8 protein-coding genes and 2 pseudogenes are annotated in these 8,090 nt (G+C 70.9%); all 10 read left to right on the plus strand.

Going from position 1 to position 8,090, the window contains the following annotated elements; all coding sequences use genetic code 11:
* Positions 1-243, plus strand: a pseudogene (locus RMO85_RS14375) (primosome assembly protein PriA); the annotation flags it as partial.
* Between the two features lie 18 nt (positions 244-261).
* Complete coding sequence (locus RMO85_RS14380) at positions 262-714, plus strand: hypothetical protein (RefSeq protein ID WP_310529410.1); 453 nt, start codon at positions 262-264, stop codon at positions 712-714.
* Position 715: 1 nt separating this feature from the next.
* Positions 716-1,294 carry a peptide deformylase gene (gene def, locus RMO85_RS14385; protein WP_310529411.1) on the plus strand — a complete coding sequence of 193 codons (579 nt, stop codon included), beginning with the start codon at positions 716-718 and terminating at the stop codon, positions 1,292-1,294.
* Entirely contained in the window at positions 1,294-2,235 is a 942-nt protein-coding gene (fmt, locus tag RMO85_RS14390; protein ID WP_310529412.1) for a methionyl-tRNA formyltransferase, read from the plus strand. Before def ends, fmt begins: the two co-directional genes overlap by 1 nt.
* A gap of 73 nt (positions 2,236-2,308) precedes the next feature.
* The gene (locus RMO85_RS14395) at positions 2,309-3,841 is read left to right on the plus strand and encodes an OFA family MFS transporter (protein WP_310529417.1); all 1,533 of its coding nucleotides are present in this window, start codon (positions 2,309-2,311) and stop codon (positions 3,839-3,841) included.
* Positions 3,842-3,883: 42 nt separating this feature from the next.
* Entirely contained in the window at positions 3,884-4,717 is an 834-nt protein-coding gene (locus RMO85_RS14400; protein ID WP_310529413.1) for a hypothetical protein, read from the plus strand.
* 34 nt (positions 4,718-4,751) lie between these two features.
* Complete coding sequence (locus tag RMO85_RS14405) at positions 4,752-5,174, plus strand: hypothetical protein (RefSeq protein ID WP_310529414.1); 423 nt, start codon at positions 4,752-4,754, stop codon at positions 5,172-5,174.
* Positions 5,161-6,468 (plus strand): transcription antitermination factor NusB, encoded by a 1,308-nt coding sequence (locus tag RMO85_RS14410; RefSeq protein WP_310529415.1) that lies wholly within the window; start codon positions 5,161-5,163, stop codon positions 6,466-6,468. Before RMO85_RS14405 ends, RMO85_RS14410 begins: the two co-directional genes overlap by 14 nt.
* 147 nt (positions 6,469-6,615) lie before the next feature.
* Positions 6,616-7,569 carry a hypothetical protein gene (locus tag RMO85_RS14415; protein ID WP_310529416.1) on the plus strand — a complete coding sequence of 318 codons (954 nt, stop codon included), beginning with the start codon at positions 6,616-6,618 and terminating at the stop codon, positions 7,567-7,569.
* 9 nt (positions 7,570-7,578) lie between these two features.
* Positions 7,579-8,090, plus strand: a pseudogene (locus tag RMO85_RS14420) (ATP-dependent DNA ligase); the annotation flags it as partial.

The following is an 8,090-nucleotide window of genomic DNA, read 5'->3' on the forward strand; positions in this document are numbered from 1 at the left end:
GCCACGATCACCGGGGAGCCGGGTGCCCTCGACGACGCGCTGACCCTGCTCGATCTCCCGGCGGTCGCCGATCTGCTCGGCCCGGTGCCCTCGGGCACCGACAAGGACGAGCAACGAGTCGTGATCCGGGTCCCGCTCACCTCCGGCAAGGCCCTGTCCGACGCCCTGGGGGAGCTCCAGCGCGTGCGCAGTGCCCGCAAGCTGGACGCCGTGCGGATCCAGGTCGACCCGCTGGTGATCTGAGAGATCTACACTCGGGTCATGTTCGGACTGGGGATCGCGGAGGTGCTGGTGGTTGCCGCCGCGCTCGGTCTCGCCCTGCTCGCCTCCGGACTGGTGGCGACGTGGGTCCAGGTCAACCAGCGATGGCACGTCCCCGGTCTGGGCCTCGACCTCGAGCGATGGCTGCTGACCACTCTCACGTCGTCCGCCCGCGGCTCGGCCGCCGAAGCGGCACCCGGACGGATCAGCCTCACCCAGCGGCGTACCCCGCCGTGGGCCGTCGTCCTTGCCGTCTTCACCTTCCCGCTCGGCCTGGTGTTCCTGCTCCACAAGGTCCCGCAGACCCTCCATCTGGTGATCACCGCCGACGAGCGCGGCGGGTCGCGCATCGACCTCCTGGGTGTGACCAGGAAGCGCACTCTCGACGCGCTCACCGAGGCGCTTGCCGTCCAGCGTGGTGCTGATGCCGAACCGGTGAGCAGCCGCCTCTAGCATGGGTGCCTCCCAAACCGAGGAGACGCACCACGTGGCCGTCCAGCCCATCCGATTGTTCGGCGACCCGATCCTGCGCAGGCGCGCGATCGAGGTCGATGACTTCGACAAGGAGATCCGCACTCTCGTGCAGGATCTGACCGACTCGATGCTCGCGGCCCCCGGCGCCGGCCTCGCCGCCCCGCAGATCGGCATCGGCCTGCGCGTCTTCACCTGGAACGTCGAAGGCCAGCTCGGCCACCTGATCAACCCCGTGCTCTCGCTCAGCGACGAGACCCAGGATGGCGCCGAGGGCTGCCTGAGCCTGCCCGAACTGACCTACGAGTGCCTGCGCGCGCTCTCCGTCGTCGCGAACGGGTTCGACATGTACGGCGAACCGCTGCGCATCGAGGGCTCCGACCTGCTCGCCCGCGCGGTCCAGCACGAGACCGACCACCTCGACGGGATCCTCTTCATCGACAAGCTCGACTCCGCCGCCCGCAAGGCGGCCATGAAGGAGATCCGGGAGTCCGACTGGTTCGGCCTCGAGCAGCCGACGGTCAAGCTCAGCCCGCACAGCACCCGCGGGTTCGGCATCTGATGCGGTTCGTGTTCGCCGGCACGCCCGAGGTGGCCCTGCCCGCCCTCGACGCGCTGGCCGCCTCCGGTCACGAGCTCGTGGGCGTGGTCACGCGTCCGGACGCCCCCGCAGGGCGCGGTCGTAAGCTCGTGGCCAGTCCCGTCGGACTGCGCGGCGACGAGCTCGGCGTGCCCGTGCTCAGGCCCGAGCACCCCCGTGACCCGGCGTTCCAGGCCGCGCTGCAGGAGCTGCGCCCCGACGTGTGCGCGGTCGTGGCGTACGGCGCCATGTTGCCGCAGTCCGCGCTGGACATCCCCGAGCACGGCTGGGTCAACCTGCACTTCTCGATCCTCCCGGCGTGGCGCGGCGCGGCGCCGGTGCAGCACTCGATCTGGGCCGGCGACGAGATGACCGGCGCCACGACCTTCCGGATCGTCAGGGCGCTCGACGCCGGGCCGACCTTCGGTGTCATGACCGAGCGGATCCGGCCCACGGACACGGCCGGCGACCTGCTCGCTCGCCTGGCCGAGGGTGGTGCCGAGCTGCTGGTGCGCACCCTCGACGGAATCGCCGACGGCACGCTCGAGGCACGGGAGCAACCGGCCGACGGCGTGAGCATGGCGGCGAAGATCCTGGTCGAGCACGCCGAGATCGACTGGACCGATGCCGCCGAGCGGATCGATCGACAGGTCCGGGCGTGCACTCCCGCGCCGGGCGCGTGGAGCACGTGGGAGGGCGAGCGCTTCAAGGTCGGTCCCGTCACCGTCGCGACCGGGCGTGAACGCCTCAAGCCGGGTGCCCTCGAAGTCACCAGGAGCGCCGTCTTCGTCGGCACCGGGACCCACCCGGTCGAGCTGGGTGAGGTGAAGGCGTTCGGCAAGAAGCAGATGCGGGCTGCCGACTGGGTGCGCGGCGTCACCGTCGCGCCGGGTGCACGACTGGCTCCGCACCGTTCCGATTGACCTGCGTCACCTTTCAACGAGTTGCACGTTAGCCTTCGCGGACGCCCACACATCTCGGAGGTCACCCGTGGCAATGCTCGGATTCCTGGACAGGCGCCACACCGTGGCGCCCCACTCCTACAACCGTTGGCTCATCCCGCCGGCCGCCCTCGCCGTACACCTGTGCATCGGACAGGCCTACGCCACCAGCGTGTACAAGAACTCACTGATCGAGCACTTCGGCGCCTCGCAGACCGCGATCGGCATCGTGTTCTCGATCGCGATCGTGATGCTCGGACTGAGCGCGGCGGTCTTCGGGACCTGGGTCGAGCGGGTCGGGCCGCGCATGGCCATGTTCGCCGCCGCCTGTTGCTGGGCGACCGGCTTCCTGGTGGGGTCCGTCGGCATCGCCAGCTCCCAGCTGTGGCTGCTCTACCTGGGATACGGCGTGATCGGCGGCATCGGCCTCGGCATCGGCTACATCTCGCCGGTGTCCACCCTGATCAAGTGGTTCCCCGACCGTCCCGGCCTGGCCACCGGCATGGCCATCATGGGCTTCGGCGGCGGGGCGATGGTGGCGGCGCCGGCCTCGCGGCAGCTGCTCTCCTTCTACGACCAGAACTACGACGCGACCGACCCGGCATCCCTGGCCGGCGGGCACGCCCTGACCCTGCTCTTCGTGACCCTGGGACTCGCCTATTTCGCGATCATGATGGTCGGGGTGGCCAACATCCGGGTCCCCGCACCCGGCTGGAACCCGGCCGGCTTCAACCCCGCGAAGGTCGCGACGAAGTCGCTCGTCACCGCGGAGAGTGTCTCGGCCGCCAACGCGATCCGGACGCCGCAGTTCTGGCTGCTGTGGACCGTGCTGTTCTGCAACGTCACCGCCGGCATCGGCATCCTCGAGCAGGCCAGCCCGATGATCCAGGACTTCTTCCGCGACGGCGAGACCTCCAGCGTCAGCGTCGCCGCGGCCGGCGGCTTCGTGGGCGTGCTGTCGCTGTTCAACATGGCCGGACGCTTCCTCTGGTCGAGCACCTCCGACGTGATCGGCCGCAAGCCCATCTACATGGTCTACCTCGGCCTCGGCATCGTGCTCTACGTCCTGCTCGCGCTCACCGGATCCGTTTCGACGGCCGTCTTCGTCCTCCTGGCCGCGATGATCATCTCCTTCTACGGCGGTGGCTTCGCCACGGTCCCGGCCTACCTGCGCGACCTGTTCGGGGTCTTCCAGGTCGGTGCGATCCACGGTCGGCTCCTCACCGCATGGTCGGCGGCCGGTGTGGCGGGGCCGCTCATCATCAACCGGTTCCTCGACAGCGCCGGCGGTGCCGGGACCCTGGACGCCGACGCCTACCGGCCGGCGTTGTTCACCATGGTCGGGGTGCTGGCGGTCGGCTTCGTCGCCAACCTGCTCGTGCGGCCGGTCGCCGCGAAGTTCCACGAGGACATGGCGCAGCACACTCCCGAACAGGAGCCCGACGCGGCCGTCAGCGAGGTCGTCGACGACGCGGCGCCGGCCGGTGCCGGCACGATCCGGCTGGTGCTGGCGTGGTCCGTGGTGGGCATCTTGTTGGCGTACGGCGTGGTCGAGACACTCACCACCGCGCTGAAGCTGGTTTCGTGATCTGGGGGAGGAGCCCCGCGAGATGACGTACGGTCGGACCCCATGACCTCCCCCCTGTCTGCTGTCCGACCACGCCGCGCTGCTGCTCTCGCCGGTGCCGTACTCGCCACGGTGCTCAGTCCCGTGCTGACCAGCGCGCCCGCGCAGGCCGACCACGCCGGGGCCGAGCCGGGCCCCATCAACGCCGCCAGCACCTTCGGGTGGTGGAACCGGGGCATCCTCTGGCGCGAGGAGTTCGAGGCTCCCTACACCGGCGCGATGGGGCCGCAGTGGTCGGCAGCCGGCCCCGGGCAGGTGTGGCACCAGAACGGCATGCTGACACTCAACGCCACCAGCGAGGGCACCGTCAGTGCGACCCTGGCCGGCCCGGGTGACGAGGTGGGTCGCTGGGAGACGCGCCTGCGCAGTCGGCAGTACGGTCGCGGTGGCGCGCGCTACCGCGTGCTGACCGAGCTCGTGCCGGCCGCCGGTGCGGAGGAGAACTGCGGGGGACGCAACATCGCACTCGAGAGCTACACCCCCAACGGCCAGGCGGCCACGGTCTACGCGCGCACGCTGCCCGACATCGCCTACAAGGCGGCCAAGCCCGGCATGGACCTGGGCCGTGACCGGTGGCACACCTACGCCGTCGAGGTGACGCGGGACCGCGTCTCGTGGTTCATCGACGCCCATGTCGTGTTCACCGAGAGGCGTGACGACCTGCTCTCCGGCGTGCCGCTGACCGTGCGCTTCACCATGGAGGCCAAGCCCGACCGGGTCATGAACGTGAGCCGTATGCAGATGGACTGGGTTCGCCACTGGAGCCTCGAGGCGCCCAACCTCCACCCGGTCGACGCGTCGCCCACCCGCGCCGGCGTCTACAACCAGGCCTGCTGACCGGCGCATCGCGCCGGGTCTAGGCTCGCCTCTCGTGACCAGGCCCGCTCGACCCGAGGATGTCGACGAGATCTGTGCGGCGCTGCCGAGCACGGAGTTCGGTACGAGCTGGGGTGACGTGCCCACGTGGAAGGTGCCCGCCGGCGCGAAGGGCAGGGGGTTCCTGCTCTACCGCAAGCCGGGCCCGACGGCCATCGATCCACGGACGGGGGAGCGGTACCAGGACCTCCTGGTCATCATGACGTCCAGCCTGGCTGACAGGGCCAGTCTCGTGGAGGACGACTCGACGCCGTTCTTCACCATCGACCACTTCCGCGACTACAACGCAGTCCTCGTCCAGCAGTCGCGGCTCGGCGAGCTGACGCTCGAGGAGCTCACCGAAGTGATCCACGAGGCGTGGCTGGCCGTCGCGCCCGGGCGACTGGCAAAGGAGTTCCTCGCCGATGGCCAAGGGTGACCGGGTGGACGCGTCGCGGCTGGCGGCCTACGACGTGCTCAGGGCGGTGCGCCTCGACGACGCCTACGCCAACCTCGCGCTGCCGCACGTGCTCACCGAGCACAAGCTGGCCGGTCGTGACGCCGCCTTCACCACCGAGCTCGTCTCCGGCACCATCCGCTGGCAGGGCACCTACGACGCGATCATCGACGCCTGCCTGACCAAGCCCAGGCTCGAGGCCAAGGTCCGCGACGCCCTGCGGCTCGGCGTCCACCAGCTGCTCGCGATGCGGGTGCCGGACCACGCGGCGATCAGCACCAGCGTCGACCTCGTCCGTGCCCGGGTGGGGGTCGGCCCGACCGGCCTGACCAACGCGGTGCTCCGCAAGGTGAGCGCCGACGACCTCGACACCTGGATCGAGCGCGTCGCACCCGATCGGGCGCTCGATCCGGTGGGCTTCGCCTCCATCGCCCACTCGCACCCGCGCTGGGTCGTCGAGGCGCTCGGCGAGGCCCTCGGCACGGCCGCGGAGCTGTCTGCGTTGCTGTCCGCTGACAACGCTGCCCCGAAGGTGATGCTCGTCGCCAGACCCGGACTGTCCTCGGTCGACGAGCTCATCGCGGCGGGCGGGGTGCGCGGCACCTTGTCGCCGTACGCCGTCGAGCTGGCCGGTGGCGATCCGTCGGCCGTGCCCGCCGTGGCCCAGGGCCGGGCCGGCGTGCAGGACGAGGGCTCGCAGCTGGTCGCCCTGGCCTTGGTCGAGGCCGCCCTCGACGGGCGTGACGAGCGCTGGCTCGACGTCTGCTCGGGACCCGGCGGCAAGGCTGCGCTGCTCGCGGCCCTCGCCGCCCGGCAGGGCGCCCGGGTGCTGGCGAACGAGAGCCAGCACCACCGCGCCAAGCTGGTCGTGCGGGGCACCCGGGCCGCCGCGTCCGGGCTCAGCGGGGTGGTCACCGGCGACGGCACGCGGCCGCCGTGGCGCGAAGGCACGTTCGACCGGACCCTGGTGGACGCCCCCTGTTCCGGGCTGGGTGCGCTGCGCCGCAGACCGGAGTCGCGCTGGCGACGTACGCCGCAGGACCTCGACGTGCTCGTCCCGCTGCAACGCGACCTGCTCGCCTCGGCGATCAGCTCGACGCGACCCGGCGGCGTGATCGTCTACGCGACCTGCTCGCCCGTGCTGGCCGAGACCACGGGGGTCGTGACGGCCGTGCTGGCCGGGCGCGATGACGCGCACCTGGAGGGCACGCGGCAGCTGTGGCCGCACCGGGACGGCACGGACGCGATGTTCATCGCCACCATCCGGCGCCACTGAGCGGCTCCTAGTGTTCGTCATACCCACATTGCGGGTTCCCTCTGGTGGCGTTCGCGTGGATGATGATGTGCGGGGGACCGATCGAGGTGATCGGCGGAGAAAACGGGATCGAGTCTCACAGTGCAACGTCGAATACGAGCCACAGTGGTGGCCGCGGCCCTGATCGCGCCGTGGGCGATGGCTCCTGCCCACGCTGACGGCGTGGGGTCCGTCACCACGATGACCGGCCCCGGCTCGCCGCTCGACGGGATGTATCTGACGTATGTCGGCTGCGACACGATCGGCGGCGTCGCGAGTGCCCCCGCGACGCGGATCAACCGCGGCCCTGATGCCGCGCCGCTCGGCCGCCGCAGCTTCGGCCTCGTGCCTTCCGGGGCCGGCACCGGCTCCGGACCGACGATCTCGTTCCTTTCGCTCGCCTCCCTCGGGGCCGGCGTGGACGTGCGCTCCTCGAACGGCACGACGGGTGTCTCCTACATCTGGGTGACTTCCCTCGACGCCCCGCTCGGGCATGCGTGGCGCGGTCGCGCCTCCCTGGCGGTGTCACCTGCCTCCTGGCAGCACGTCGACACGGCGACCCTGCCCTACGAGTGGCAGCTCATCGACCTGACCACCGGCACGGCGATCGCGGTGGAGTCGTCGACCCCCACTGACTTCGTCGCCCGGCACGGCGACGGCGCGGGCTACGTCGTGACCGGGTTCGGCTGCGACGGCAACGCGTTCAACGTCGACGCGGTCACGGGCAACGGCCGCGTGTGGGACTTCGAGGGGCTGAGCCTCGCCACGTCGATCACGGCATCCGCGCAGACGGTCGTGGAGGGGGAGCAGGTCTCGGTCGCGGGCTCGGTCACCGACGGCGGTGGCCGGATCACGGGCGACCCGCTCGTCCTCCAGTCCCGGGTGCCGGGAGCCGTCGAGTGGACCGACGCGTCACCGTTGAGCTACGTGGGTCCCGACGGCTTCTCCCGCGCCACCGTGGCCGTCACCGAGACGCAGGAGTTCCGCTGGCTGCGCCCGGAGAGCGAGTACGCGGACGCGGGCGCCAGCGAGCCGGTGCTCGTCACCGCCACACCCGGGCAGGCTGACGCGCCGGCTGGCTAGGGTGCCGCCATGGCGACCTCACCCAGCATCGAGATCGAGGTGGACGCGCACGTCGTCCGGGTGAGCAACCCCGACCGCGTCTACTTCCCCGAGTCTGGCGCCACCAAGCTCGACCTGGTGGAGTACTACCTCGCCGTCGGCGACGGGATCGTCAACGCGCTCTTCGAGCGGCCCTGCATGCTGCACAGGTTCCCCAAGGGACTGGCCGGCGACAAGGTGCACCAGAAGCGGATCCCCGCCGGGGCGCCGCCCTGGGTGGAGACGGTTCGGCTGCACTTCCCGCGGTGGAACCGCACCGCCGACGAGCTCTGCGTGACCGAGCTCGCCAGCGTCGTCTGGGCAGTGCAGATGTCCACCGTCGAGTTCCATCCCTGGAACAGCCGCCGCGCCGACACCGAGTCGCCCGACGAGTGGCGCATCGACCTGGATCCGGGGCCGGAGTGCGACTGGGAGACCGTCCAGCGGGTGGCCCACATCGCCCACGAGGTGCTCGACGAGCTCGGTGCCGTCGCTTTCCCGAA

Source organism: Nocardioides sp., from assembly GCF_031422975.1.
Classification (GTDB): Bacteria; Actinomycetota; Actinomycetes; order Propionibacteriales; family Nocardioidaceae; genus Nocardioides.

Excerpts from the sequence above, each read along its gene's own strand:
- RMO85_RS14380 (WP_310529410.1), top strand. The coding sequence starts at position 262 with ATGTTCGGACTGGGGATCGCGGAGGTGCTGGTGGTTGCCGCCGCGCTC.
- def (WP_310529411.1), top strand. The coding sequence starts at position 716 with ATGGGTGCCTCCCAAACCGAGGAGACGCACCACGTGGCCGTCCAGCCC.
- fmt (WP_310529412.1), top strand. The coding sequence starts at position 1,294 with ATGCGGTTCGTGTTCGCCGGCACGCCCGAGGTGGCCCTGCCCGCCCTC.
- RMO85_RS14395 (WP_310529417.1), top strand. The coding sequence starts at position 2,309 with ATGCTCGGATTCCTGGACAGGCGCCACACCGTGGCGCCCCACTCCTAC.
- RMO85_RS14400 (WP_310529413.1), top strand. The coding sequence starts at position 3,884 with ATGACCTCCCCCCTGTCTGCTGTCCGACCACGCCGCGCTGCTGCTCTC.
- RMO85_RS14410 (WP_310529415.1), top strand. The coding sequence starts at position 5,161 with ATGGCCAAGGGTGACCGGGTGGACGCGTCGCGGCTGGCGGCCTACGAC.